The organism is Cupriavidus sp. CP313 (assembly GCF_054072015.1).
The window spans coordinates 408,497-432,714 of the sequence record NZ_JBSVZB010000002.1; the positions used below are offsets into that span (position 1 = coordinate 408,497).

Here is a 24,218-nt window from a genome sequence, read left to right on the forward strand (position 1 = left end):
GGCCGCCGAAGCGCCGGGGCTCTGCTACCCTTGTGCCTGCATTGCCCCACGCGGGGTGACGATTTCAGCTCTCAAGCGCTCAGCAGAACCCGACCATGCATAGCCACGACCTGTCCGCCTGGACCCACAGCCACGCCTTCGACGCCGGCAACCGCGCCGCCGAATGCGGCACACGCCTGGTGATGGCAATCACCGCCGCCACCATGGTGGTAGAGATCGCTGCCGGCCTTTGGTTCAACTCGATGGCGCTGCTGGCCGATGGCTGGCACATGAGCTCGCACGCCCTGGCCATCGGCCTGTCGGCCTTCGCTTACACCGCCGCGCGCCGCTACGCCGGCGACCGGCGCTTTGCCTTCGGCACGTGGAAGATCGAAGTGCTGGCCGGCTTTGCCAGCGCGGTGTTCCTGCTTGGCATCGCGGCGCTGATGGCGGCCGGCTCGGTCGAGCGGCTGTTCAGCCCGCAGGACATCCACTACCGCGAGGCCATGGCCGTGACCGCGCTCGGCCTGCTGGTCAACCTGGGCTGCGCGCTGATCCTGGGTGGCCATGCGCACGGGCACGACCATGACCACCATCACCACGGCCATGACCATGATCACGGCCACGGCCACCACCACGACATCAACCTGCGCGCCGCCTATGTGCATGTGCTGGCCGACGCCGCGACCTCGGTGCTGGCGCTTGTCGCGCTGGCCGGCGGCTGGTGGCTGGGCTGGGCGTGGCTGGATCCGGTGATGGGCCTGGTGGGCGCCGTGCTGGTCGGCAGGTGGGCTGTCGGCCTGCTGCGCCAGAGCGGCGCCGTGCTGCTGGATCGCGAGATGGACCACCCGGTGGTGGAAGAAGTGCGCGAGGTGCTGGCGGGCCTGGACCCTGCCGACGCCAACGGCGAGGAGCGCACCCGTGTGACCGACCTGCATGTCTGGCGCGTGGGCCGGCAGCAGTTTGCCTGCATCGCCTGCCTGGTCACGCACGATCCGGCGCTGACCCCGCAGCGCGTGCGCGAGGCGCTATCCGTGCATGAGGAACTGGTGCACGTGACGGTGGAGATCAGCCGCTGCGAGGGCGCGCACTGAGGCGTGCCATCGGTGCGTGCGGGTTCAGTCCAGCTCGCACCACATGCATAGCGGCGGTGTATCGGTATGGCGGTGGAATTCGCTCGATGACATGACCTCGGCCGGCAGCTTCGCCGCCGGCACCAGCGTAAAACCGTAGCGCGCGAAATAGCTCGGGCAGCTTGAGGCCAGCAGCACCGCGCGCCGCGCGCCATTGGCGCGTGCGCGCATCAGCGCGGCGCGCACCACATGCGTGGCCACGCCCTGGTCGCGGTGTTCCGGCAATACGGCAACGCTGCGGATCACCACGGTCTCGCCGAAACGCTCGCCGGCAGCGCAAGCAATGATCTGCGATCCAAGGATGGCAACGTGGAAGTGCTCGAGCAAGCGGACCACATCGTCCACGGGCAGGCCGCAGCGTTCCAGCACGCTGCCCACGGCTGGCGCGTCCGAGGGCATGGCCGCCCGGATCCGCAAGTCTTTGATCATCTGGAGCCTCTCTTTTTCACATCACCTCGCGACGGGAACACCATGGAAGCCCGGACATGGTTGTGCCGCCATCCGGCGGCACGGGTTGCACGCAGGCCATGTGGCCTGTCAGGCAACATTACCCGATTCGGTGGCGTTGTTCTATTGGGGAAGTAACGGAAAAAGGGGGGTGAAATGGCCCGCGCCATCGCGGCAATTACGCGCACCACGGCATGGCTGCCGTGCATGACGGGTCACTGTGACAGGCGCATGAAAATCGGGGAAATTGCGCGGGCGCGCGCAAGACTGCCCGGCAACTAGTGCCAGGCAAAGAAAAACTGGAGGCGGGGATACGGAATCGAACCGTCGTATACGGCTTTGCAGGCCGTTGCATCACCACTCTGCCACCCCGCCGCTGACGCCGCGTCTGTGCGACGCTACGTGCTGCGGGCCGCAGTGTAGCGGGAAATGGAAATCTTTGCAGGAGACGGGGCCGGACCCTAACCCATCGCGGACTGGATGTAGTTCTGCAGCCCGACCTTGTTCACCAGTTCCAGCTGCGCCTCGAGCCAGTCGATATGTTCCTCGGTGTCAGCGAGGATATCGACCACGATCTCGCGCGAGACATAATCGCCGACCGACTCGAAAAACTTGATCGCTTCCTTGCAGCTGGCCTGCGACACCTGTTCGAGCTTCAGGTCGCAGCCGAGCATCTCCTCGGTGTTCTCGCCGACCAGCAGCTTGTCCAGGTCCTGCAGGTTGGGCAGGCCATCGAGCAACAGGATGCGCTCGATCAGCTTGTCCGCGTGCTTCATTTCCTCGATCGATTCCTCGTACTCGTGCTTGCCCAGGGCACCGAGCCCCCAATGCCGGTACATGCGGGCATGCAGGAAATACTGGTTGATCGCGGTCAACTCATGGCGGAGCTGGCCATTGAGCAACTGGATCACCTTCTTGTCGCTTTTCATGACTGCCCCCAACGACCCCTCGAAACTGATGGACCCACTCTCATTTTCGTAATCACGAAAACCCCGCAGTGATAATCCCGCCGCGAATTTCATGGTAGTCCGGCAAGAGCGGACATCAAGCAAATTCGGCCTCGCCGCCGCATTTTTGCCGGGTTTTCACGCGCCATTGCGGATGCGAATGCCAATGGTTTCCATTCGGTTTTCAAAAGCGCTCCGCGCGGCATTGTGCAAATAGAAAAGCGGGCGCACACGGCAATTGCCGCGCCGCCCGCCATCGGGAGCCAGTCGTGAAAATCAGTCGAGCTTCGCGCCCGAATCCGCCACCAGCGTCTTCAGCACCGGCCAGTCGCGCGCATACAGCGCCTGCGCCTCGGCCGGCGAGCTGCCCACCGTGCGCAGCCCCAGCGCGACCAGTCGCTCCTGCATGTCGGGCGCCTGCAGGATTGCGCGCACTTCGCCTTCAAGCCTGACGAGAATCGGCGCGGGCACGCCCACCGGCGCCACCAGGCCGATCCAGCCCACGGTCTTGAAGGCGCTGTCCTGCATGCCGGACTCAGCGAAGGTGGGCATGTCAGGCAATGCGCTGCTGCGCTGCGTGCCGGTGACCGCCAGCGCCTTGAGCTTGCCGCTCTGGATATAAGGCTTGGCGGTCAGGATGCTGGCAAAGCCAAACTGCACCTGCCCGCCCAGCAGGTCCTGCATCATCGGCGCCTCGCCCTTGTAGGGCACGTGCGTGGCCTGGCCATGCACCAGCTTGCTGTAGTAGGCGCCGCTCAGGTGCGACAGCGAACCCACGCCCCACGAGGCATAGCTGAGCTTGCCCGGCCGGCTGCGCGCGTATTCGCCCAGTTCACGCACGGTGCGCGCCGGCACCGACGGATGGGCCACCAGCACCAGCTGCGCATCGGCCAGCACGCTGATCATGGTCAGGTCCTTGCGCGGGTCGTAGGGCAGCTTCTGGTACAGGAACTGGTTGGTCAGCACCGACTGCGTCAGGGTCATCAACAGCGTGTAGCCATCCGGCGCGGCCTTGGCCACGGCGTCGGTGCCGATGATGCCCGAGGCGCCCGCCTTGTTGTCCACCACCACGGGCTGGCCCAGGCGCTTGCTGAGCTTTTCGCCCATGGCACGGGCGATGGTGTCAGTGCCGCCACCGGCCACATAAGGCACCACGATGCGGATCGGTTTGGCGGGATAGGTCTGTGCCGCGGCGGGCAGGGCCAGGCTGAGCGAAAGCCCGCCAATCAGCCAAACAGCGGCCAGCGCGAGCCATGCGCGTCGGTTCATGTCGTCTCCAGGTCGTCTTTATGGTTTTGGAGGACAACGTTAGCGGGCTTGAGAAATTACGTCCAATGCAATATTTTTCAATTTTTGATGCAGAATTGGTTAATTCATGGGGCTAACGTGGGGCTAAGGCAGCTGCATCACTTCGTCACGCTGGTCGAGCAAGGCAGTTTTGCCCGTGCCGCCAGCGCCCTGCACCTGTCGCAGCCGGCGCTCACACGCAGCATCCAGGCGCTGGAAGCGGACCTGGGGCCGCTGATCGACCGCAGCTACGGCAAGGTGCGGCCAACCGCGGCCGGCATGCTGGCGCTCGAGCGCGCGCGCCGCATGCTGCGCGAACAGCGCGAGCTGCAGCGCGACCTGCAACTGCTGGAGGAAGTAGAGATCGGCACGATCCGCGCGGGCTTCGGGCCGTTTGCGGCATCGTTCCTGCTCGATCCCGTGCTCGAGGCGCTGGTGCGGCGCTACCCACATCTGCGCATCGACCTGGAGACCGCGGACACGCCGGCCATGCGGCGTTCGCTTGAAGCGGAACGCCTCGATGTCTTTGTCGGCGAAAGCCGCAGCCTGGCGGAACTGGGACATCTGCAGATTGACCGGCTGCCGGCACTGGAAACGGCATTCTTCGTGCGCAGCGGGCATCCGCTGGCCTGGCAGCGCGAAGTCACCCTGGCTGAGCTGCGCGCCTATCCGGTGGCCGGGACCCGGCTGCCGGCGCATATCCTGCGCTTCTTCCGGCAGGCACTGCATGAGGCCAGCGGTGGCAGCGGCCCGGTCTCCGAGGACGCGCCCGGGCTGATGACCGTCACCTGCAACGACATGCACGCGCTGCGCTCGCTGCTGCTGGCCGTCGATGCCGTGGCGCTGGTGCCCGTGGCGATGATGGCCGACGCCTGCGCGCAAGGCATGGCCGTGGCCCTGCCGATGCACCCGCCAACCGAGCTGAGGGCGCAGTATGGGATCGTGTCGCTGGCCGGGCGCTCACCGTCGCCGGCCATGCGCGCATTCACGGCGCTGGTGCATGAAGCGGTGGCGCAAGCCAGCGGCGGTGCCGGGCCGTAGGCCCACGCGCCGCCAATGCAAAGAGGCCCCGCGGGGCCTCTTGGTTCTTCCAGCAAGCGCAGCGGGGCTGCCCTCGCCTTACTCCACCGTCACCGACTTCGCCAGATTACGCGGCTTGTCCACGTCAGTGCCACGCGCGCAGGCCGTGTGATACGCCAGCAGCTGCAGCGGCACCACGTGCAGGATCGGCGAGAGGTCGCCGTAGTGCTCAGGCAAGCGGATCACCTGGATGCCGTCGGACGACTGGATCTGCGTGTCGCTGTCGGCAAACACGTACAGGCGGCCACCGCGGGCGCGCACTTCCTGGATGTTGGACTTGAGCTTTTCCAGCAGTGCGTCGTTGGGGGCGACGGTAACCACCGGCATCGCTTCGGTGACCAGCGCCAGCGGGCCGTGCTTGAGCTCGCCGGCCGGGTAGGCCTCGGCGTGGATATAGGAGATTTCCTTGAGCTTGAGTGCACCTTCCAGGGCGATCGGGTAATGCAGGCCGCGGCCGAGGAACAGTGCGTTCTCGCGGCGCGCGAAGTCTTCCGACCAGGCGATGATCTGCGGCTCCAGCGCCAGCACGCCATGCAGCGCCGCGGGCAGGTGGCGCAGGTTGGTCAGGGCCTTGGCCTCGGCGTCTTCGGTCAGCAGGCCGCGCACCTTGGCCAGCGCCAGCGTCAGCATGTAGAGCGCGGCCAGCTGCGTGGTGAAGGCCTTGGTCGAGGCCACGCCGATCTCGGTGCCGGCGCGCGTCAGGAAGCGCAGCTCGGTCTCGCGCACCATGGCGCTGGTGGCCACATTGCAGACCGCCAGCGTGTGCACGTGGCCAAGCGCGCGCGCATGGCGCAGCGCGGCCATGGTGTCGGCGGTCTCGCCGGACTGCGAGATCACCACCACCAGCGCGCGCGGGTTGGGCACGGTTTCGCGGTAGCGGTATTCGCTGGCGACCTCGACCTGGGTCGGGATCTTGGCAATGCTCTCCAGCCAGTATTTGGCGGTGCAGCCGGAGTAGTAGCTGGTGCCGCAGGCCAGGATCAGCACGCTGTCGATGCCGGCAAAGACCTCGGCGGCGCCGCTGCCGAACAGCTCCGGCGAAATGCTTTCAATGCCTTCCAGCGTGTCGCCCAGCGCGCGCGGCTGCTCGAAGATCTCCTTCTGCATGAAGTGGCGGTACGGGCCCAGTTCCACCGATGCGGCGTGCGCTTCGACCACGCGCGCCTCGCGCTCGACCGGGTGGTCGTCGACGTCGTGGATGGTCACGCCGTCCAGCGTGATCTCGACCACATCGCCCTCTTCCAGGTAGATGATGCGGTTGGCGGTGCCGGCCACGGCCAGCGCGTCGGAGGCCAGGAAGGCCTCGTTCTCGCCCAGCGCCACCACCAGCGGCGAACCGGCGCGCGCGCCGACCACCACGCCGGGCAGGTCCTTGGCGAACACGGCGATGGCGTAGGCGCCGTGCAGGCGCTTGGTGACCGCGCGCACCGAGGCGAACAGGTCGCCGCGCGTGGCACTGCTGGGGTAGGTGTAGGCCTGGTGGATCAGGTGGGCAACCACCTCGGTATCGGTCTGCGATTCAAAGCCGTAGCCGACCGCGCGCAGTTCTTCGCGCAACGGCTCGTAGTTCTCGATGATGCCGTTGTGCACCAGGGCGATGGTCTCGCCCGACAGGTGCGGGTGGGCGTTGACGGTATCGGGCTTGCCATGCGTGGCCCAGCGCGTATGCGCCACGCCGGTGAAGCCGGACAGGCCGGAAGCCTGCGTCTGCGCCTCCAGGTCGGCCACGCGCGACACGGTGCGCGCGCGCTCGACCGCATCGTCGCGCACGACGGCGACGCCGCACGAGTCATAGCCGCGATACTCCAGGCGGCGCAGCCCTTCGATCAGGACCGGAACGATATTGCGCGTGGAAACCGCGCCGACGATGCCACACATGCTGAACCCCCGTTTGCTGGCGCCTGCCCGTAGACTTCCGGCGCCGGTATGAATCCTGTGGCGCCGCCTCGCCGAGGCGGCGCGTGCCCTGGCCGCCCGCGGGCGGCCCTCTGACGCTTACTGCTTCGGCTGCTTGACCGGGCGCTGCCAGGCGTCGATGGTCAGCTGCTTGGCCCGCGACAGCGTCAGCTTGTCGGCGGGTGCCTCCTTGGTCAGCGTGGTGCCGGCGCCCAGCGTGGCGCCGCGGCGCACCGTCACCGGGGCCACCAGCTGGGTGTCGGAGCCGATAAAGACATCGTCCTCGATCACCGTGCGGTGCTTGTTCACCCCGTCATAGTTGCAGGTGATGGTACCCGCGCCAATATTGACGCGCGACCCCACCGTGGCATCGCCCACATAAGCCAGGTGGTTGGCCTTGCTGTGCGCGGCCACCTGGGCGTTCTTGACCTCGACAAAATTGCCGATATGCACGTCCTCGCCCAGCTCGGTGCCAGGGCGCAGGCGCGCGTACGGCCCGATGCGGCCGGCGGGGCCAACCTTGGCCTCGTCGATATGGCAGAACGGGTGCACCTGGGCGCCGGCGCCGACGGTGCTGTTGCGGATCACGCAATGGGCGCCGATGCGCGCACCGTCGTCCAGGTGCACGCGCCCTTCGAATACGCAGCCGACGTCGATGGTAACGTCGCGCCCGCAGCTCAGTTCGCCGCGCACGTCGATGCGGGCCGGATCCAGCAGCGTCACGCCGGCTTCCAGCAGGCGCCGGGCCTGGTTGCCCTGGTGGATGCGCTCGACCTCGGCCAGTTGCAGCTTGCTGTTGACGCCGAGCGTCTCCCAGATCGCCGCCGGCTGGGCCGAGACGGTCTCCACGCCATCGGCCACGGCGCGCTCGACCGTGTCGGTCAGGTAGTACTCGCCCTGGGCATTGTCGTTGCGCAGCGTCGACAGCCACTTGCGCAGGTGGCCAGTGGGGCACACGATAATGCCGGTGTTGATCTCGCGGATCGCCTTCTCGGCGTCGCTGGCGTCTTTCTGCTCGACGATGCGGACGATGCTGCCCGCAGCATCGCGCACGATGCGGCCATAGCCGGTCGGGTCGGGCATTTCCACGGTCAGCACGCCAAAGCGCTGCGTGCCGGCTTCGGCCACGAGTGCCTGGAGCGTGGCAGCGCTGGTGAGCGGCACGTCACCGTACAGAACCAACGTGGGCTGGCTGTCGTCCAACAAGGGAAGTGCCTGCATCACCGCATGGCCCGTGCCAAACTGCTGGGGCTGTTCGGCAAAGGCGACATCGTCGGCGGCAACAGCCTCGCGCACGCGCTCGGCACCGTGGCCGACCACGACCACCAGCCGCGACGGCGACAGCGCACGTGCCGTGTCCAGGACATGCGCGAGCATGGGCCGCCCGGCTACCGGGTGCAGTACCTTGGGCAAATCGGAATACATCCGCTTGCCCATGCCCGCGGCGAGAATGACGATATTCACAAGGAGACCCCTAAGTGAGTGTGTCCGAAAATATTCTTGAAAACGCCAGCCGGGTGTTTGGCGGACTGCGCCGCCAGGCTTGGCGAAAACGTGCGACCAGGCCTGCGCATAATCCCGCAAACCCTTGCCAGGACTTGGCTGGCAGTCATCTGGGTGGCCCGGTTGCGATGCGTGCCGATTTTAACATGGCGGTTTCTGCGCATCGGACCGCCGTTTCTGAATTTCACAATTGCTGGGTCCGGCGGATTTTCGCGATTCTGGGCGCGGCGGCTTTGTGCGCCTGCAGCGCCATGAAGCTGGGATACCAGCAGGGTGACCACCTGGCGTACTGGTGGATCGACAACTATGTCGATGTCAGCACGGCCCAGGAGCCGCTCACGCGCGAGGCCATTGCGCGCTTTTTTGCCTGGCATCGCAAGGCGCAGTTGCCGGAAATCGCCACCTTGCTGCAGCAGGCCAAGGCCGACGTGCGCCAACCGGTGACACCGGCCACGGTCGAGCACTTCCAGGAGGCCTCGCAGCAGCTGGCGCGCAAGTCGTTCGAACAGGCGATGCCCGACCTCGCCGACCTGTTGCTGACGCTGACGCCTGAGCAGATCGGCCGCATGGAAAAGAAATTTGCCGACGGCAATGCCAAGTACCGCAAGAAATTCCTGAATCCAGACCCTGCCGAGCGCGAGGAGGCGCGCTATGACAAGGTGATGGACTACGCGCGGCTGGTCTACGGCAGCTTCTCCAGCGATCAGGAAAAGGCCATCCGCGCCAGGATGGGCCCGGTGGTGCAGAATGCCGAGGCGCGCTACGCCGAGCGCGTCGCCCGGCAGCAGGAATGGCTCAGGATGGTGCGCTTCGTGCAGGCCACGCAGCCACCCAAGGCGCAGGTGATAGACGTGCTGCGCCGCTTCCGCGAATACTGGCAGAACCCGCCAGCCAAGTATGCTGCCAGCCATGAAGCCAGCAACAATGCGGGCATTGCGCTGACCGTGGCGATCGCCAACATGGCCACGCCGCAGCAGATGGCGCATGCGCAAGACCGGTTCCAGAAATGGATCGACGACACGCATGCGCTGGTACGCGAGAAGGCAAAGGCCCCGGTGCAGTCGGCGGCGACGAACTGAAGCCCTGCTCAAAACGAAGTACGCCCGCGCAAGCGGGCGTTTTGCCATGCGGCGGGCGCTGGCGCTACTGCGTGCCGGCCTGCTCCGCCGCCGGTGACGCGGCAGCCGCTGGCGGACGCTCGAAGCGCACGAACTCCATCCGGTTCTCTTCCACATTTCCGGCAAACATCAGCGGCTGCTGCTGGAAGGTGGTTTCGCCGAACAGTGACGCTTCATCCACCTTGGCCAGGCCGGTGGCCAGCCCGGTGAACGGGAACAGGTCGGTATCGGCCAGGTGCGACGGCACCACGTTGCGCAGCGCCGCGAAGATATTGTCGATACGGCCCGGGTTCTGGCGCTCCCAGTCCTGCAGCATCTCGCTGACCTTCTTGCGCTGCAGGTTTTCCTGCGAGCCGCACAGGTTGCACGGGATGATCGGGAACTCCATGGCGCGCGCGTACGACGCGATGTCCTTCTCCGAGCAGTACGCCAGCGGGCGGATCACGATGTGCTGGCCGTCGTCGGTCGACAGCTTGGGCGGCATCGCCTTCATCTTGCCGCCGAAGAACATGTTCAGGAAGAAGGTCTGGACGATGTCGTCGCGGTGGTGGCCCAGCGCGATCTTGTTGGCGCCCAGCTCCTTGGCGGTGCGGTAGATCACGCCGCGGCGCAGGCGCGAGCACAGCGAGCAGGTGGTCTTGCCCTCGGGCACCTTCTCCTTGACGATCGAGTAGGTATCCGCCTCGACGATCACATATTCCACGCCGACCGACTTCAGGTACGCCGGCAGGATGTGTTCCGGGAAGCCAGGCTGCTTCTGGTCCAGGTTCATCGCGATCAGCTTGAACTGGATCGGCGCGCGCTTCTGCAGCGCCATCAGGACCGACAGCATGGTGTACGAGTCCTTGCCGCCGCTCATGCAGACCAGCACGGTGTCGCCGTCCTCGATCATGCCGAAGTCGCCGATGGCCTTGCCGGTTTGCGATTGCAGCCTCGTCTCGAGGCGGTAGAAGTTGTTCGAGTGGCTCATGGAGCATCCTGTTGCGTGGCGCCCGCCGGATGGAATGGCCGGCGCGGCGCGAAGGGGCAACATCTTACTTTAGGCGCCCGCACGGTGCTGGCGCCAGTGGCCCGCGGCTCAGGCCTGCTTGATATGGAATACCTCTACGCCGACCGAATCGCAATCCGGGTACACGTCAGGCTTCTCGGTCGACACGCGCACGGCGCGCACCTTGGGGTGCTTGAGCATGGCGCGCGCCACGTCGTCGCACAGCGTTTCCTGCAGGTGCACGTGGCCCTGCGCCATGCGCTCGGCCACGGTGTTGCGCATGAAGTCGTAGTCGACCACTTCATCGAGCTTGTCGGCCTGCGGGGTGCTCTGCGCCAGCGGCACGAACAGGTCGATATTGATCAGCACCCGCTGTTCGCCCTTCTTCTCGAATTCGTGCACGCCGATATTGATCTGCACTTCGTAGTTGCGCAGGAACATGCGTCGGCAGTCTTGCAGGCTGGGGTGGGAAAGGGCGGCGAGCATGGTCATGAGCGGGCTGCTGAGGGGAAAAAGGAAGCCGCGCCCGGCGGGCGCGGCACATCAGGCACTACGGTATTCGGTTGCTGGCTTCCAGCTTACTCGGTCAGGAACATCACGTCGCGCGCCAGCGGCATCAGGTGCTGGCCGCCGTCCACATACAGCGTGGTGCCGGTCACGGCGCGCGCCTGCGCCAGGTAGGCCACCGCCTGGGCGATGTCCTCGGGCGTGGACGACTGGCCCAGCGGCGTCACGCGATGCGCGCGGCGGAAGCTCTGCTCGGACTGCTCGCCCGACACCAGCGTGATGCCCGGGGCCACGCCGACCACGCGCAGGCGCGGCGCCAGCGCCTGCGCCAGCTGCACCGTGGCGGTCTGCAGCGCGGCCTTGGACAGCGTGTACGACAGGAAGTCCGGGTTCAGGTTATCCAGCTTCTGGTCCAGCAGGTTGATCACCACGCCGCGCGGCTCGGCGGCCTTGTCGTTGCTGGCAGCGGCGCCCAGCGCCTTGTGCAGCTCGCGCGCCAGCAGCAGCGGCGCGGCGACGTTGGTGCGCATATGCGTATCCAGCGACGCATATGAGAAGCTGGTCGCCACATCGTACTGGAACAGCGAAGCGTTGTTGACCAGGCAAGTGGGCACGCCCAGCGCGGCGGTGCAGTCGGCCACCAGGCGGCCGGTGGCGGCCTCGTCGGCCAGGTCGGCGCGCAGCACCGCGGCACGGCGGCCCAGCGCGCGGATCTGCGCGGCCAGGGCCTCGGCCTCGTCCACCGAGCGATGGCAGTGCACGGCCACGTCCCAGCCCTGCGCGGCCAGTTCAAGCGCGATGGCGCGGCCCAGGCGGCGCGCGCCGCCGGTCACCAGCGCCACGCCGCGGGCGGTGGCGCGCTGGCCACCGGTCTGGTCACTGGTCTGGCTGGCAGGAGTTTTGGATGCGGGCATTGCTACAATCGCAGGATGCAGAAAGCCGCTAGTTTACCCCTTCCCCCCGCCGACGCGCAGGCTGCGTCCGATACCCTTACGGCCCGCATTGGCGAATCCATCGATGCGGCCGGCGGCTGGATCGGCTTTGACCGCTATATGGCGCTGGCACTGTACGCACCCGGCCTGGGCTATTACAGCGGCGGCTCGGCCAAGTTCGGGCGCGATGCCCGCGACGGCAGCGACTTCATCACCGCCCCGGAGCTGAGCCCCTTTTTCGCGCGCACGCTGGCGCGCCAGTTCGCGCCGCTGCTGGCGCAGGGATTGCCGCGCATGCTGGAATTCGGCGCAGGCACCGGCCGGCTGGCGGCGGACCTGCTGCTGGGGCTGGAGCAGGAAGGCCAGTTGCCGGACACCTACGCCATCGTCGAGCTGTCGGGCGAACTGCGCGCGCGCCAGCAGGCCACACTGGCGCAGCGCGCGCCACACCTGGCGGACCGCGTCACCTGGCTCGATACGCTGCCTGCCAGCTTTGAAGGCGTGATCATCGGCAATGAAGTGCTGGATGCGATGCCGGTACAGCTCTACGCACGCAGCGGCGGCCGCTGGCATGAGCGCGGCGTAGTGCGCGGCGACGATGCCACACCCGCCTTCCGCTTCAAGGACCGCCCGCTTGCCGATGCCGACGTGCCCGAGGCACTGCGCGCCATCCCCGGCGACCACGACCTCGTCACCGAGACCCATGCCGAAGCCGAGGGCTTTGCACGCGCGGTCGGCGCCATGCTGGCGCGCGGCGCGGCCTTCTTTATCGACTACGGCTTCCCGGCGGGCGAGTACTACCACCCGCAGCGCGCCGGCGGCACGCTGATGTGCCACTACCGCCATCATGCGCACCCGGACCCGTTCCTGTACCCGGGCCTGCAGGACATCACCGCGCACGTGAATTTCAGCGGCATCGCCCATGCCGCGGTGGATGCGGGGCTGAACGTGGCGGGCTTTGCCTCGCAGGCGCGCTTCCTGATGAATGCAGGCATCACCGAGCTGCTGATGGCGCTGGACCCGTCCGACGCCCGCGCCTTCCTGCCGCAGGCCAATGCGGTGCAGAAGTTGTTGTCAGAAGCCGAGATGGGCGAGCTGTTCAAGGTGATCGCGCTCACGCGCGGCCTGGACGACAGCGAACCGATGGACGGCTTTGCCCGCGGCGACCGCTGCCACACCCTGTAACGGCACCGGAGCCACCATGCTGCGCTGGACCCTGACGATTTTCCTGAGCGTGATCATCCTGTCCGCGGCGCTGCCGTGGCTGCAGAAGGTCGGGCTGGGACGGCTGCCCGGCGATGTGCGCTTCCGCGTGTTCGGGCGCGAGTTCGTGCTGCCGTTTGCGTCGACGATCCTGATTTCGATGATTGCGCTGGTGATCGGCAAGCTGCTTTAGTGCAGTGAATCACTTGATCGCGCCGACGGTAAACCCGGCGACGAAGCGGTCAAGGAAACTGTTGTAGAGCGCAGCCACCGGCACGCTGACGATCAGGCAGGCGCCCATCAGCGAACCCCAGAAATAGACATCGCCCCGCACCAGGAAGGTCGGCACGCCGACGCTGACCGTGTACTGCGATGAACTGGTGATGAAGGTCAGCGCATAGATGAATTCCTGCATCGCCAGCGTAGCGCTGAAGATGACCACGGTCAGTATCCCGCTCGACGACAGCGGCACTACCACCTTCAGGAACGCGCCGAAACGGCTCAGGCCATCCATCATCGCGGCTTCCTCGATGTCGCGCGGCACCGCCTTGAAGAACCCCATCATCAGCCAGCTGCAGAATGGCACCGTGAAGCTGGGGTACACCAGCACCAGCGACCACAGCGAATCCTGCAGGCCCAGCGCGCCGATGATGCGCGAGAACGGGATGAACAGGATGGTGGGCGGAATCAGGTAGGTCAGGAAGATGCCGATGGCCCACTGCCGGCCCCAGCGGCCCGACAGCCGGGCCAGGCTGTAGCCAGCGGGCACGGCCAGCAGCAGCGTGATCAGCACTACGCCTACGGACACGACCAGGGTATTGAGCACCCAGCGCAGATAGCGGGTCTCGCCGAACAGGATCCGCAGGTTCTCCATCGTCGGCGGCAGGTTGAACAGGAACGGGTTGTTGGCGGTGTTGATCAGGTCGTGCACATCCTTGAAGGTCGTGATCAGCATCCAGTAGAAGGGAAACGCGCAGAACGCCGCGAACGCGGCGAGGACGCCGAAATGGGCGCTGCGCGCGGCCCAGCGTCGCCAGGTGATGGCAGCGTGGCGCATTTCAGGTCACCTCGGTGCGGCGCGCCACGGTCAGCAGCGCAATCACGACCGCCACCAGCACCGGGAACAGGAACAGCGAGATGGCGGCCCCTTCCGCCAGGTCGCCGCCCTGGATGCCGGTGAAGAAGGCCAGGCTGGCCAGCACCTGGGTGGTGTCGTACGGCCCGCCCCGGGTCAGCACGTAGATGATGATCATGTCGGTGAAGGTGAACACGATGCCGAACAGCAGCGCCACCAGCATGATGGGCATCACCAGCGGAATGTTGATGAGGAACAGGTGCCGCCAGAAGCCGGCGCCATCCATGGCGGCGGCGTCGTGGATGTCCTGCGGGATGCCGCTCAGCCCGGCGAGGATGATCACCGTGGCCAGCGGCAGCAGGCGCCAGACGTCCACCACGATGACCGAGGCCATCGCCAGTTCCGGCTGGCCGAGCCACACCGGCCAGTTGCGCGGCCCCAGCACGCCGACCGCGGCCAGGGTCCAGTTGATGATGCTGTAGACCGGATCGAAGATCCACAGCCAGCCGATGGTGCCGAGCGAGATCGGCGCCACCCACGGCAGCAGGATCAGCAGCCGCACCAGCCATTTGCCGCGGAAGTCCTGGTACAGGGCCATTGCCAGTATCTTGGCCAACACCACTACCAGCGCCTGCGATACCAGCGTGAAGACCAGCGCGTTGCGCAGCGAACGCCAGAACGTGTCGCTTTCCAGCACGCGACGGAAGTTCTCCAGGCCGACGAAGTGCAGCACCTGGCTGCCTACCGTGGCATCCGAAAGGCTGTAGTAGATCGACAGCATGAACGGAAAGCCGACCAGCAGCGCGATGTAGATCACCGCCGGGGCGAGCATGGCACGGCCGAGCCAGCGGTCGTCGTCAGTCAGGCGCTGCGCGGGCTGCAACGCCAGATCCGTCGCCGGCCGCCCGGTGACGATGTGCAGGGGCTTCACGGCGCGGCTCCCAGGCTGGCCCCGGATTTCGCATCGAAGCGGCGCAGGTCGCGCTCGCGCACCACGAAGCGGTGGCCGGTGCCGGCCTCGATCGGGACCGTCACCGTGCAGGGAATGCGCGAAACCACGCTGGCCGGCGGCAGCGGCGCTTCCAGCTTGCCATACACCAGGCGGTCCGAACCCAGGTTCTCGATGCGCGTCACGTCCACGGCAAAGGCGCGCAGCGCATCCGCCGCGGGATAGGCTTCGCGCGGCAGGAAATGCTCGGGCCGGAACCCGGTCACGACCCCGTCGGCCTCGATCAGGTTCATCGGCGGCGAGCCGATAAAGGTGGCGACGAAGAGATTGGCGGGATGTTCATAGACCTCCTGCGGCGTGCCGATCTGGTGAATCCTGCCATGGTCGAGGATGGCGATGCGATCGCCCAGGCCCAGCGCCTCGATCTGGTCATGCGTGACGTAGATGGTGGTGATGGCCAGCCGGCGCTGGAAGCGCTGCAGCTCGTCGCGGGCCGAGGTCCGCAGCTTGGCGTCGAGATTGGACAAGGGCTCGTCGAGCAGGAACGCCACCGGCTCGCGCACCACCGCGCGCGCCAGCGCCACCCGCTGGCGCTCGCCGCCCGACAGCTGGCGCGGCTTGCGCTGCAGCAGATGGCCGATGCCGAACAATTGTGCGGCCCAGTCCACCTTGCGCCCGACCTCCTCGCGCGACATGTGCCTGGCCCGCAGCGGGAAGGCGATGTTGTCGAACACATTGAGGTGCGGGTACAGGGCGTAGCTCTGGAACACCATCGCCATGTTGCGCAGCCTGGGCGGCAGCGCCGTGACGACCCGGCCATCCACCAGGATATCGCCGCGGCTGGGCGCCTCGAGCCCGGCAATCAGGCGCAGCAGCGTGGTCTTGCCGGAGCCGGACGGCCCCAGCAGGACCAGGAACTCGGCATCGCGGGCGCCAAGGTCGACGTTGTCGACCGCGTTGGCGCCATCGAAATGCTTGGTGAGCGAGCGAACTTCTACGGAAGCCATATCCAGCCGCGCGCTACACCATGCCCTTGTCGCGCCACTTGGCGAAGATGCGCTTGCACGCGGCATCGGCGATCCGGACCGCGTTCTCCGGCGTCTCGTCGCCCGTGGCGGCCTTGGCGAACATGGTGTTGAGGACCCAGGTATTGAAGATCTCGTCGACGGCCGCGTTGGCGTAGCCGGGGTAGCCGACATTGGTCGCCTGGTTCATCAGCGCGCCAAGCACCTTGTACTTGTCGCGCGGCGTGGCCTTCGGGTCGTCGGCGATCAGCTTCTGCAGGTCGGGCACGGTGCTGGGGAAGCAGGGGAAGTTGTAGAACTCGCTGCCCAGGAATCCCTGCCGGAAGTTGTCGATATAGTCGACCAGGAACTTCTTCGCGCCGGCGATGTTCTCGGCGAATTTCCAGATCACGTAGCAGTCCATCACGTGCTCCAGCGCGATGCGCCGCACCGGCCCCTGCAGCGCCTGCGTGAGCCAGATGTCCCGCCCGATCGGCAGGTTCTTGCTCTCGGCCTCGCGGGTGATGGAGATGGCGTTCAGGCAAAGCGAGATCTTGCCTGCCAGCATGGCGCGATTGTTGGACGACGGGTCCCATGCCAGCACTTCCGGCGTCATGGCTTCCTGGAACAGCGCCTTGACGAACTTCACCGCTTCCAGGGTGTTCTTCGAGTTCAGCACCACGGTGTGCCGGTCGTCCTGGACCGAGCCGCCGAAGGCATACAGGATGGCGCGCATCGCCATCGCGGTGTCAAGTTCCGCGGACAGCCCGACGCCAACTGGAATGCCATGCTTGGCCTTGATCTTGCGGCCGGCGGCGAGGACGTCCAGCCAGGTGTCCGGCGGCTTCATGCCGACGTCGTCCCAGAGGTCCTTGCGGTAGTTCATCGGGTCGGGCACGAAGCTGTCAGAGAAGCCGAAGTACTTCTTCGTCTTCGGGTTGTAGGTGCTCTTGATCGCCAGCTCCATCGGCTTGCCATGCTTGCGCTGGCATTCCTCATAAAGCTCGCGATGGTCGATCACCTGCTCCTCGTAGACCGGCGGCGGCGACAGGAACATGAACAGGTCATGTCCCTTCTGTGCCGACACTTCGGCGGCGGCACGCGTGGCCAGCGCGGGAATGCCGACGTGGTCGACCACCACCTCGGTGTCATTCTTCTGGCCCCACTGCTTCACATAGGTGTCGTCGAACCACTTGTCGTAGCCCGGCACGAAGTGGTTCCACTGCAGGATCTTGAGGGTGTGCTTTGCCGCATGGGCATGCCTGGGGATCAGGAAGGGCCCGAGGCCGGCCGCAAGCCCGACGGCGCCCGTGGTCCGGATGAATCTGCGCCTGCCGGTGCTGGTGTCCGCATTGGTGCTGGTGGCGGCGGCCGTGTCGGTACCACCTGGATGCACTGTCTTGGCCATGGCTATCTCCTTGTACGAGAAAGCGGTCGGCTCCCACCCCGGTTCAGGTAGCCAGCTACCCCACCCTCAAGGGTAGGCTTCATTTCATGAATAGGAAATCCCGATACATGTCATGAAGTGATGGAACCGTGACTTGCAGCCCTTCCCCTTTCCGAAATGAGTCCTAAGCTGGAAAGAGTGAGGAGGTGATATGAAAACCGCATCCACACGCAGCTTGCCAGCCGGTGCCAGGCGCGCCTTCCACATACGCCTTGCCACCCTCTGCACCCTGGCCGGCCTTGGCCTGGCCCTGTCGTTCCCCGTGGCAGCCAAGGTGGAGGGCGACACCATCGTCCTCGGTGCCGCGGTCTCGCTGACCGGCAAGTACTCCACCAATGGCAAGAACACCCAGGACGGCTACACGCTTGCCGCGAAGCGCATCAACGAGATGGGCGGCGTCAAGGTCGGCGGCAAGGCCTACCAGCTGAAGATCATCTTCTACGACGATGAATCCACCTCGGCCCGCGGCGCGCAGCTGGCCGAGCGGCTGATCAGCCAGGACGGCGTCAAGTTCGTGCTGGGGCCCTACAGCTCCGGGCTTACCAAGGCGATCGCCCCGGTCACGGAGAAGTACCGGATCCCGATGGTCGAGGGCAACGGCGCGGACCGCAACCTGTTCACACAGGGCTACCGCTACATGTTCGCGGTGCTCAACACTTCCGACTACTATCTGCGCTCGGCCGTCCAGCTCGCCGCCGAGGAAGCGCAGCGGGCAGGCAAGTCGCCGAAGAACCTCAAGGTGGCCATCGCCATCGAGAACGACAACTTCTCGCAGGACGTGCGCGACGGCGTGGAAGAGGATGCGAAACGCCTGGGCATGCAGGTGGTCATCGACGACAAGCTGCCGCCCGAGCTGAACGACATGTCGGTCACGTTGGCCAAGGTGAAGGCGCTCAAGCCGGACATCCTGGTGGTATCCGGCCATGAAAAGGGCGCGGCGCTGGCGGTGCGGCAGGTGGCAGAGATGCGCATTGACGTGCCGATGCTGGCCCTGACCCACTGCGACTCCGCGCAGATCATCGAGAAATTCGGCAAGAGCGCCGAGTACGCGGTGTGCGGCTCGCAATGGGACCGCACGCTGAGCTACAAGGACCGCTGGTTCGGCACGGCCGACCAGTACGCGCAGCGCTTCGAGCAGGAGTACCGCTACGAGGCGCCATACCAGGCGGCCGAGTCCACCGCCGCGGTGCTGGCCTTTGCCGACGCCTTCGAGCGCGCCGGTTCGTTCGATACGGAAAAGGTCCGAGATGCCCTGGCCAAGACCGACTTGATGACGTTCTACGGCCCGCTCAAGTTCGACCAGAGCGGCAAGAATATCGCCAAGTCGATGGTGCTGTACCAGGTACAGGACGGCAAGTTCAAGGTGGTCGCGCCGGGCAAGTGGGCGTCGTCGAAGGTCATCTATCCGGCACCTGCCTGGGCGCGGCGCAAATAGGGGGCTGCTGCGCGGCCTGACGCAGATGAGCAATCTCGCGGTCCTCGTCCAGAGTCCTGAGCTGAACCTGCAGCTCGTGGTGGATGGCCTGCTGGCCGGCGCGATCTTTGCGCTGGCCGCCTACGGCATGGCGCTGGTATGGGGCGTGATGAACCTCATCAACGTGGCCCAGGGGGAGCTGGTGATGCTGGGCGGCTATATCGTGATCTGGCTGGTTGGCAAGGGCGTGCCCGCAATGCTGGCTGTGCCGGTTGCCGCGGCGGTGATGTACGGCGTGGGCTGGGGACTCTATCGCCTCGTCATCTTCCGCCTGGTCGAGCGCGATCTCTTTGTCTCGGTGCTGGCCACCTTCGGCCTGAGCATCGTGCTGCAGCAGCTCGCCAACCTGGCCTTCGGCGCCAATGTGCGCACGGTCGATGCAGGGCTGGGCAGCCTGCTCCTGCCGGGCGGACTGGTGGTGCCGAAAATCAAGCTGGCGGCGTTCGCCGCAGCCCTGGCGCTGGGCGCCAGCCTGATGCTGTTCCTCAGGCATTCGCGCCGCGGCCAGGCGATCCGGGCTACCGCCCAGAACGCGCGCGCTGCCCGTGTGCTGGGGGTGGACGCCGATCGCATCTACGCCTCGACCTTCGCCCTCAATGCCGCCATCTGCGGCGCGGCCGGCGCACTGGTGGCAATGACCTGGATCATCCACCCCTACCTGGGCCTGCCCTATACCGTGCGCGCCTTCATGATCGTGGTGGTGGCCGGGCTGGGCAGCATGCTGCCGGTGCTCGGCGCAGGGGGCGGGCTGGGCATTGCCGAGAACTATGCCGGCTTCCTGCTCGGCACCGAATACCAGACCGCCTTTCTCTACGCGCTGCTGGTGGTGATCCTGGTGAGCCGCAACCTGATGCTGCGCCGGCGGCGCGGCTACCTGCGATGAACCCGCACCTGCGCGGCGCGCGCCGGTCCGCATCGGATGTCCCGGCCACCTCCCCGGTGGCCTGGCTGGCGCTGCTTGCGGGCAGCCTGGGCGCGCTGACAGCGCCGTGGCTGTTCGCCGGCATCACCACGCAACTGACCTTTCTCTGGCTGATGGTGCTGTTCGCGCTGACGTGGGACGTGATGGGCGGGCAGATGGGCTACAACTCCTTCGGCAACATCGTGTTCTTCGGCGTGGGCGCCTATGTCTGCGCGGTGGCGCAGCGCGACTTCGGACTGGGCTACTTCGCCGGCCTGGCAGCAGGTACCGGCCTGGCGGCGCTGGCGGCCGTGGCTGCGGCGCTGGCGCTGGGCCCGGCCATGCTGGGCTTGCGCGGCCACTACTTCGCCATCGGCACGCTGGGCCTGGGCATCGCCTGCGCCGATGGCGCCGCCGGCTGGGATTTCATCGGCGCGGGATCGGGCATGACGCTGCCGCTGTTCCCGGGTGCTGCCGGCAGCCGCGAGCCGTTCTTCTACTACGCGATGCTGGTGCTGGCCGTGGTGACCCTGCTGGCGCTGCGCTGGCTCTATGCGCGGCCATTCGGTCTCGCGCTCAATGCCATCCGCGACGACGAGGACAAGGCCGAGGCGCTCGGCCTGCACACCACGCGCTACAAGATCCTGGCCTGGTGCGTGTGTGCCGTCTTCCTCGGCATGGCGGGCGCCCTGACGGGCAACCTGGTGGGCTTCATCGATCCCCGCGAGCTGGCCTTTGCCGGCGCCACCTTCGGCGTGTGGATGGTGGTGATGGCAATCCTGGGCGGCAAGGGAACGCTGTGGGGGCCGGTGATCGGCGCCGCGCTGTTCCACCTGACCCAGGAGCTGTTCTGGACTTACCTGCTGAACTGGCAGCGCGTTGCGCTGGGCGTGCTGATCGTGTTGATCGTGGTGCTGTTCCCGACCGGCATCATGGGCTGGCTGCGCGACTACAGTGCAAACCGCCGCCGCATGACGGGGAGTGCCGCGCCATGACCGACCTGCTTGCGGTGCGCGGCGTCACCAAGCGCTTCGGCGGCGTCGTCGCCAACCATGAGATCTCCCTGCAGGTGCCGCACGGCAGCATCGTGGGCCTGATCGGGCCGAACGGTTCGGGCAAGACGACCCTGTTCAATTCGATTGTCGGCTACCACCCGATCGACGGCGGATCGATCGCATTCGACGGGCGCGAGATCTCGCGGCTGCGCGTTCCCGAGATCGCGCGTCTGGGCCTGGTACGCACCTTCCAGCAGACCCGGGTGTTCGGCAAGATGAGCTGCCTGCAGAACCTGCTGGTCAGCGTGCCCCATGTGCATGAGGGACTCGCCGCCATGTGCACGCGGCAGGCACCGGCAGTGGCAGAACAGGCCCACAAGACCCTGCGCATGGCCGGGCTGCAGGACCACGCGGACCAGCGCGGCGCCGACCTGTCGTTCGGGCAGCAGAAGCTGCTCGAGATCTGCATGGCCCTGATGAACGAGCCCAGGCTGCTGCTGCTCGATGAGCCGACCGCTGGCGTGAATCCGGTGATGATCGACAGCCTGATCGCCCTGCTCAGGGACATCAACGCGCGGCTCGGCATCGCGCTGCTGGTGATCGAACACAATATGCGGGTGATGATGCAGCTGGCCGGCCACGTCTACTGCCTGGCGCATGGCGAGGTACTGGCGCAAGGTTCGCCGGCGCAGATCACCGCCAACCGTGCAGTGATCGAGGCCTACCTGGGAGGACAGCCATGATCGCCGCGCACACCGCGGCCCAGCCGCTTGCCCAGGCGCCTGCCGCCACGCTCGCCGCCGCCCTCTCGCGCCCCCGGCCAACCCTCGCGCAACTCGAGCAACTGGCCGGCGGCACGCCGATGGTCGCCGTGGACAACCTGGTCGCCGGCTACGGCGGCATGGAGATCCTGCACGGCTTCAGCCTGCGCGTGGCGCGCGGCGGTTCGCTGTGCCTGATCGGCCCGAACGGCGCGGGTAAGTCCACGGTGCTGCGCGCCATCTACGGCCTGGCCCGGGTCATGTCGGGGACCATCACCGTGGCCGGCGCGCCGGTCACCCATCTGCGTGCCGAGCAGAAGCTGCGGCAGGCAGGCATAGCCTATGTGCTGCAGGAGGGTTCGCTCTTCCCCGACATGACGGTCGAAGAAAACCTGCTGATGGGCGGGTACCTGATGCGGCACCCGCGAGACGCCGCGGCCGCCGCCGAGCGCATCTTCCAGCGCCATGGCGCGCTCGCGCTACGGCGCGGCCAGCGCGCCAGCGTGCTCTCCGGCGGGGAACGCAGGCTGCTGGAAATCTCGCGCGCGCTGATAATGGACCCCGCCGTGCTGCTGGTGGACGAGCCCTCGATCGGGCTGCAGCCGCGCTTTGTCGACATGGTGTTCGAACTGCTGCGCCATCTGCAGCAAGACGAGGGCAAGACCATCATCCTGGTCGAACAGAATGCCCGCAAAGGGCTAGCATTCGCCGACCTCGGCTATGTCCTGGTGGCCGGGCAGCTGGCCATGGCCGGCACCGGTGGCGAACTGGGCCGGGACCCGGAAGTCGGCCGGCTGTTTCTCGGCGCCTGAGCGACACCAGCGGTCGGGCGCCAGCTTGCAAGGAGACCAAAATGTTCAAGCATCTGCTCGTGGCGGTCGACGGTTCGACCTTGTCCGATACGGCCTATCGCAACGCCATCGCGCTGGCCCAGCCGCTGCAGGCCAGCATCACCGCCATCCAGGTCATTGCGCACTATGACGTGATGCGCCTGCAGACCGCCATGCTGAGCGAAACCCGGGAGCGCTATATGCAGGAAGCCTACCGGCAGGCCGAAGCGTACCTGGAGACGATTGCGAAGGACGCCGCTGCGGCTGGCGTGACCTGCGATACCGCCTGCGTCACCGGCGACCACATCTTCCAGGCCATCATCGACGAGGCCGAACGCCGGCAATGCGACCTGATCGTGATGGCCTCGCACGGGAGGCGCGGGGTGCAGGCACTGCTGATCGGCAGCGAAACGCACAAGGTGCTGACGCATACCAAGATTCCAGTGCTGGTCTATCGCTAGCTGTCTATCCGCTGCGCCACCGCCGCCACGCGCGCCGCATGGATGCGGTCGCGGATCTGGCCGACATCGTCACCGCAGGCGCGCGCAATGGCGCCGGCGTCGACGGCCGCCGCTGCGCCCAGCGCGGTCAGCAAGCGCGCCGCCTGGGGGTACGCGCTCGATTCGAAGCCCTTGCGTCCGCGCATGTCGGCCTCGCAGGCCTGCAGTGCTTCGGCAAAGCGGGCCGGCTTGCGCAATGCATCGCAGCGTTCGAGCAGGCGCATCACGGCCGCCGCGCCGATCTCCAGCGAGCGGTGGATATTGCCGTGCTCGCGCGCCACCACCAGTGCCAAGTCGCGGCACTCGTTGGGCACGCGCAGGCGCGCGCAAACGTCCTCCAGCAATTTCACGCTGCGCATCTCGTGGCCGGTATGGCGCGGCAGCACGTCCTCGGGCGTGGTGCCCTTGCCCAGGTCGTGCACCAGCGCGGCAAAGCGCACCGGCAGCGGCGTGCCCATCGCGGCGGCGCGGTCAATCACCATCATTACGTGCACGCCGGTATCGACCTCGGGGTGGTAGTCGGCGCGCTGCGGCACGCCCCACAGCCGGTCCAGCTCGGGCAGCAGCCGCGCCAGCGCGCCGCATTCGCGCAGCACCTCGAACATGCGCGACGGGCGCGCCTCCATCAGCCCGCGCGCCAGTTCCTGCCAGACGCGCTCGGGGACCAGGGCATCGACTTCGCCAGCGGCCACCATCTCGCGCATCAGGCGCATGGTCTCGGCGGCAACGGTGAAGTCCTGGAAGCGCGCGGCAAAGCGCGCCAGCCGCAGGATGCGCACCGGGTCTTCGGCAAAGGCGTCGGAAACATGGCGGAACAAGCGCGCGGCCAGGTCGCGCTGGCCGCCGTGCGGATCGATCACGGGACCGGCCAGGTTGCCGTCGGCATCGACGGCGCGCGCCATTGCGTTGATGGTCAGGTCGCGCCGGACCAGGTCGTCCTCAAGCGTGACATCGGGCTCGCAGTAGAAGGCAAAGCCCTTGTAGCCCATGGCGGTCTTGCGCTCGGTGCGGGCCAGCGCGTACTCCTCCTGGGTGCGCGGATGCAGGAAGACCGGGAAATCCTTGCCCACCGGGCGAAAGCCCGCGGCCTCCATCTGCGCCGGGGTCGCGCCAACGACCACGTAGTCGCGGTCCTGGCTGGGCTTGCCCAGCAATTCGTCGCGGATCGCGCCGCCGACGGCATACACCTGCATCGTTCTGGCCTCGTCATGGGCCGGCGCCGGGCAGGTGCCCAACGCCGGCGGTGTTGCTGGTCCACTGAA

General features: G+C 66.7%; 24 protein-coding genes and 1 tRNA gene. 11 read left to right on the forward strand and 14 right to left on the reverse strand.

Annotation, left to right across the window (positions count from 1 at the left end):
* Window positions 1-95: 95 nt before the first annotated feature.
* Window positions 96-1,073, forward strand: a complete 978-nt coding sequence (gene dmeF / locus ACW4E8_RS04120) for a CDF family Co(II)/Ni(II) efflux transporter DmeF (protein ID WP_456803334.1) — start codon at window positions 96-98, stop codon at window positions 1,071-1,073.
* A 24-nt stretch (window positions 1,074-1,097) separates the two neighbouring features.
* Here dmeF and ACW4E8_RS04125 read toward each other — a convergent pair whose 3' ends face one another.
* The 4 genes from ACW4E8_RS04125 to ACW4E8_RS04140 form a co-directional block, all read right to left on the reverse strand.
* The gene (locus ACW4E8_RS04125; RefSeq protein ID WP_456803335.1) at window positions 1,098-1,541 is read right to left on the reverse strand and encodes a GNAT family N-acetyltransferase; all 444 of its coding nucleotides are present in this window, start codon (window positions 1,539-1,541) and stop codon (window positions 1,098-1,100) included.
* 318 nt (window positions 1,542-1,859) lie between these two features.
* Window positions 1,860-1,934 (reverse strand) — tRNA-Cys (locus ACW4E8_RS04130).
* A gap of 86 nt (window positions 1,935-2,020) precedes the next feature.
* Window positions 2,021-2,488, reverse strand: coding sequence for a bacterioferritin (bfr, locus tag ACW4E8_RS04135; RefSeq protein WP_035820638.1), 468 nt, complete (start codon window positions 2,486-2,488; stop codon window positions 2,021-2,023).
* A gap of 294 nt (window positions 2,489-2,782) precedes the next feature.
* Window positions 2,783-3,775, reverse strand: coding sequence for a Bug family tripartite tricarboxylate transporter substrate binding protein (locus ACW4E8_RS04140; protein WP_456803336.1), 993 nt, complete (start codon window positions 3,773-3,775; stop codon window positions 2,783-2,785).
* A 117-nt stretch (window positions 3,776-3,892) separates the two neighbouring features.
* On the opposite strand from ACW4E8_RS04140, the gene ACW4E8_RS04145 reads away from it, so the two are divergent.
* Window positions 3,893-4,834 carry a LysR family transcriptional regulator gene (locus ACW4E8_RS04145; RefSeq protein ID WP_456803337.1) on the forward strand — a complete coding sequence of 314 codons (942 nt, stop codon included), beginning with the start codon at window positions 3,893-3,895 and terminating at the stop codon, window positions 4,832-4,834.
* A 78-nt stretch (window positions 4,835-4,912) separates the two neighbouring features.
* Here the strand turns inward: ACW4E8_RS04145 and glmS are convergent, their stop codons facing one another.
* Window positions 4,913-6,751: a glutamine--fructose-6-phosphate transaminase (isomerizing) gene (gene glmS, locus ACW4E8_RS04150; protein WP_456803338.1), complete on the reverse strand. Its 1,839-nt coding sequence runs from the start codon at window positions 6,749-6,751 to the stop codon at window positions 4,913-4,915.
* A 117-nt stretch (window positions 6,752-6,868) separates the two neighbouring features.
* Complete coding sequence (glmU, locus tag ACW4E8_RS04155) at window positions 6,869-8,233, reverse strand: bifunctional UDP-N-acetylglucosamine diphosphorylase/glucosamine-1-phosphate N-acetyltransferase GlmU (RefSeq protein WP_456803339.1); 1,365 nt, start codon at window positions 8,231-8,233, stop codon at window positions 6,869-6,871.
* Between the two features lie 290 nt (window positions 8,234-8,523).
* Here glmU and ACW4E8_RS04160 point away from each other — a divergent pair, with 290 nt between their 5' ends.
* Window positions 8,524-9,351 carry a DUF6279 family lipoprotein gene (locus ACW4E8_RS04160; RefSeq protein ID WP_456803340.1) on the forward strand — a complete coding sequence of 276 codons (828 nt, stop codon included), beginning with the start codon at window positions 8,524-8,526 and terminating at the stop codon, window positions 9,349-9,351.
* Window positions 9,352-9,415: 64 nt separating this feature from the next.
* Here ACW4E8_RS04160 and ttcA read toward each other — a convergent pair whose 3' ends face one another.
* The 3 genes from ttcA to ACW4E8_RS04175 all read right to left on the reverse strand — a co-directional run bounded on the left by ttcA (window position 9,416) and on the right by ACW4E8_RS04175 (window position 11,799).
* Complete coding sequence (gene ttcA, locus ACW4E8_RS04165) at window positions 9,416-10,360, reverse strand: tRNA 2-thiocytidine(32) synthetase TtcA (protein WP_456803341.1); 945 nt, start codon at window positions 10,358-10,360, stop codon at window positions 9,416-9,418.
* A gap of 108 nt (window positions 10,361-10,468) precedes the next feature.
* Window positions 10,469-10,870, reverse strand: a complete 402-nt coding sequence (locus ACW4E8_RS04170) for a dihydroneopterin aldolase (RefSeq protein WP_011614433.1) — start codon at window positions 10,868-10,870, stop codon at window positions 10,469-10,471.
* Between the two features lie 86 nt (window positions 10,871-10,956).
* Window positions 10,957-11,799 (reverse strand): SDR family oxidoreductase, encoded by an 843-nt coding sequence (locus ACW4E8_RS04175; RefSeq protein WP_456803342.1) that lies wholly within the window; start codon window positions 11,797-11,799, stop codon window positions 10,957-10,959.
* A 15-nt stretch (window positions 11,800-11,814) separates the two neighbouring features.
* Between ACW4E8_RS04175 and ACW4E8_RS04180 the strand changes: the two genes are divergently transcribed.
* Together ACW4E8_RS04180 and ACW4E8_RS04185 are read left to right on the forward strand one after the other, a co-directional pair.
* On the forward strand, window positions 11,815-13,002 hold the full coding sequence (locus ACW4E8_RS04180) for a class I SAM-dependent methyltransferase (protein ID WP_456803343.1): 1,188 nt from the start codon (window positions 11,815-11,817) through the stop codon (window positions 13,000-13,002).
* 16 nt (window positions 13,003-13,018) lie between these two features.
* Window positions 13,019-13,213: a DUF2905 domain-containing protein gene (locus tag ACW4E8_RS04185; RefSeq protein WP_456803344.1), complete on the forward strand. Its 195-nt coding sequence runs from the start codon at window positions 13,019-13,021 to the stop codon at window positions 13,211-13,213.
* A gap of 9 nt (window positions 13,214-13,222) precedes the next feature.
* On the opposite strand, the gene ACW4E8_RS04190 is transcribed toward ACW4E8_RS04185, so the two are convergent.
* From ACW4E8_RS04190 to ACW4E8_RS04205, 4 genes are read right to left on the reverse strand one after another with little or no spacing between them, the layout of a single operon-like run.
* Window positions 13,223-14,077, reverse strand: a complete 855-nt coding sequence (locus ACW4E8_RS04190; protein ID WP_456803345.1) for a carbohydrate ABC transporter permease — start codon at window positions 14,075-14,077, stop codon at window positions 13,223-13,225.
* A 1-nt stretch (window position 14,078) separates the two neighbouring features.
* Window positions 14,079-15,026: a carbohydrate ABC transporter permease gene (locus ACW4E8_RS04195; RefSeq protein WP_456803346.1), complete on the reverse strand. Its 948-nt coding sequence runs from the start codon at window positions 15,024-15,026 to the stop codon at window positions 14,079-14,081.
* Entirely contained in the window at window positions 15,023-16,051 is a 1,029-nt protein-coding gene (locus ACW4E8_RS04200; protein WP_456803347.1) for an ABC transporter ATP-binding protein, read from the reverse strand. Before ACW4E8_RS04200 ends, ACW4E8_RS04195 begins: the two co-directional genes overlap by 4 nt.
* Window positions 16,052-16,064: 13 nt before the next feature.
* On the reverse strand, window positions 16,065-17,456 hold the full coding sequence (locus ACW4E8_RS04205; RefSeq protein ID WP_456803348.1) for an ABC transporter substrate-binding protein: 1,392 nt from the start codon (window positions 17,454-17,456) through the stop codon (window positions 16,065-16,067).
* Window positions 17,457-17,646: 190 nt separating this feature from the next.
* Between ACW4E8_RS04205 and ACW4E8_RS04210 the strand changes: the two genes are divergently transcribed.
* The 6 genes from ACW4E8_RS04210 to ACW4E8_RS04235 are packed head-to-tail and all read left to right on the forward strand — an operon-like array spanning window position 17,647 to window position 22,917.
* Entirely contained in the window at window positions 17,647-18,930 is a 1,284-nt protein-coding gene (locus tag ACW4E8_RS04210; RefSeq protein ID WP_456803349.1) for an amino acid ABC transporter substrate-binding protein, read from the forward strand.
* Window positions 18,931-18,955: 25 nt separating this feature from the next.
* Window positions 18,956-19,852 carry a branched-chain amino acid ABC transporter permease gene (locus ACW4E8_RS04215; protein ID WP_456803350.1) on the forward strand — a complete coding sequence of 299 codons (897 nt, stop codon included), beginning with the start codon at window positions 18,956-18,958 and terminating at the stop codon, window positions 19,850-19,852.
* On the forward strand, window positions 19,849-20,865 hold the full coding sequence (locus tag ACW4E8_RS04220) for a branched-chain amino acid ABC transporter permease (RefSeq protein WP_456803351.1): 1,017 nt from the start codon (window positions 19,849-19,851) through the stop codon (window positions 20,863-20,865). Before ACW4E8_RS04215 ends, ACW4E8_RS04220 begins: the two co-directional genes overlap by 4 nt.
* Entirely contained in the window at window positions 20,862-21,608 is a 747-nt protein-coding gene (locus ACW4E8_RS04225) for an ABC transporter ATP-binding protein (RefSeq protein WP_456803352.1), read from the forward strand. Before ACW4E8_RS04220 ends, ACW4E8_RS04225 begins: the two co-directional genes overlap by 4 nt.
* On the forward strand, window positions 21,605-22,438 hold the full coding sequence (locus ACW4E8_RS04230; RefSeq protein ID WP_456803353.1) for an ABC transporter ATP-binding protein: 834 nt from the start codon (window positions 21,605-21,607) through the stop codon (window positions 22,436-22,438). The genes ACW4E8_RS04225 and ACW4E8_RS04230 overlap by 4 nt, the downstream gene beginning before the upstream one ends.
* A 41-nt stretch (window positions 22,439-22,479) precedes the next feature.
* On the forward strand, window positions 22,480-22,917 hold the full coding sequence (locus ACW4E8_RS04235) for a universal stress protein (protein WP_456803354.1): 438 nt from the start codon (window positions 22,480-22,482) through the stop codon (window positions 22,915-22,917).
* Here ACW4E8_RS04235 and ACW4E8_RS04240 read toward each other — a convergent pair.
* Complete coding sequence (locus ACW4E8_RS04240; RefSeq protein ID WP_456803355.1) at window positions 22,914-24,149, reverse strand: multifunctional CCA addition/repair protein; 1,236 nt, start codon at window positions 24,147-24,149, stop codon at window positions 22,914-22,916. The genes ACW4E8_RS04235 and ACW4E8_RS04240 overlap by 4 nt on opposite strands.
* Window positions 24,150-24,218: the final 69 nt, after the last annotated feature.

Bases quoted from the DNA above. Each gene is read 5' to 3' on its own strand.
- dmeF (WP_456803334.1), top strand. From the start codon at position 96: ATGCATAGCCACGACCTGTCCGCCTGGACCCACAGCCACGCCTTCGAC.
- ACW4E8_RS04125 (WP_456803335.1), bottom strand. From the start codon at position 1,541: ATGATCAAAGACTTGCGGATCCGGGCGGCCATGCCCTCGGACGCGCCA.
- bfr (WP_035820638.1), bottom strand. From the start codon at position 2,488: ATGAAAAGCGACAAGAAGGTGATCCAGTTGCTCAATGGCCAGCTCCGC.
- ACW4E8_RS04140 (WP_456803336.1), bottom strand. From the start codon at position 3,775: ATGAACCGACGCGCATGGCTCGCGCTGGCCGCTGTTTGGCTGATTGGC.
- glmS (WP_456803338.1), bottom strand. From the start codon at position 6,751: ATGTGTGGCATCGTCGGCGCGGTTTCCACGCGCAATATCGTTCCGGTC.
- ACW4E8_RS04160 (WP_456803340.1), top strand. From the start codon at position 8,524: ATGAAGCTGGGATACCAGCAGGGTGACCACCTGGCGTACTGGTGGATC.
- ttcA (WP_456803341.1), bottom strand. From the start codon at position 10,360: ATGAGCCACTCGAACAACTTCTACCGCCTCGAGACGAGGCTGCAATCG.
- ACW4E8_RS04170 (WP_011614433.1), bottom strand. From the start codon at position 10,870: ATGACCATGCTCGCCGCCCTTTCCCACCCCAGCCTGCAAGACTGCCGA.
- ACW4E8_RS04175 (WP_456803342.1), bottom strand. From the start codon at position 11,799: ATGCCCGCATCCAAAACTCCTGCCAGCCAGACCAGTGACCAGACCGGT.
- ACW4E8_RS04180 (WP_456803343.1), top strand. From the start codon at position 11,815: ATGCAGAAAGCCGCTAGTTTACCCCTTCCCCCCGCCGACGCGCAGGCT.
- ACW4E8_RS04185 (WP_456803344.1), top strand. From the start codon at position 13,019: ATGCTGCGCTGGACCCTGACGATTTTCCTGAGCGTGATCATCCTGTCC.
- ACW4E8_RS04190 (WP_456803345.1), bottom strand. From the start codon at position 14,077: ATGCGCCACGCTGCCATCACCTGGCGACGCTGGGCCGCGCGCAGCGCC.
- ACW4E8_RS04200 (WP_456803347.1), bottom strand. From the start codon at position 16,051: ATGGCTTCCGTAGAAGTTCGCTCGCTCACCAAGCATTTCGATGGCGCC.
- ACW4E8_RS04205 (WP_456803348.1), bottom strand. From the start codon at position 17,456: ATGGCCAAGACAGTGCATCCAGGTGGTACCGACACGGCCGCCGCCACC.
- ACW4E8_RS04210 (WP_456803349.1), top strand. From the start codon at position 17,647: ATGAAAACCGCATCCACACGCAGCTTGCCAGCCGGTGCCAGGCGCGCC.
- ACW4E8_RS04215 (WP_456803350.1), top strand. From the start codon at position 18,956: ATGAGCAATCTCGCGGTCCTCGTCCAGAGTCCTGAGCTGAACCTGCAG.
- ACW4E8_RS04220 (WP_456803351.1), top strand. From the start codon at position 19,849: ATGAACCCGCACCTGCGCGGCGCGCGCCGGTCCGCATCGGATGTCCCG.
- ACW4E8_RS04225 (WP_456803352.1), top strand. From the start codon at position 20,862: ATGACCGACCTGCTTGCGGTGCGCGGCGTCACCAAGCGCTTCGGCGGC.
- ACW4E8_RS04230 (WP_456803353.1), top strand. From the start codon at position 21,605: ATGATCGCCGCGCACACCGCGGCCCAGCCGCTTGCCCAGGCGCCTGCC.
- ACW4E8_RS04235 (WP_456803354.1), top strand. From the start codon at position 22,480: ATGTTCAAGCATCTGCTCGTGGCGGTCGACGGTTCGACCTTGTCCGAT.
- ACW4E8_RS04240 (WP_456803355.1), bottom strand. From the start codon at position 24,149: ATGCAGGTGTATGCCGTCGGCGGCGCGATCCGCGACGAATTGCTGGGC.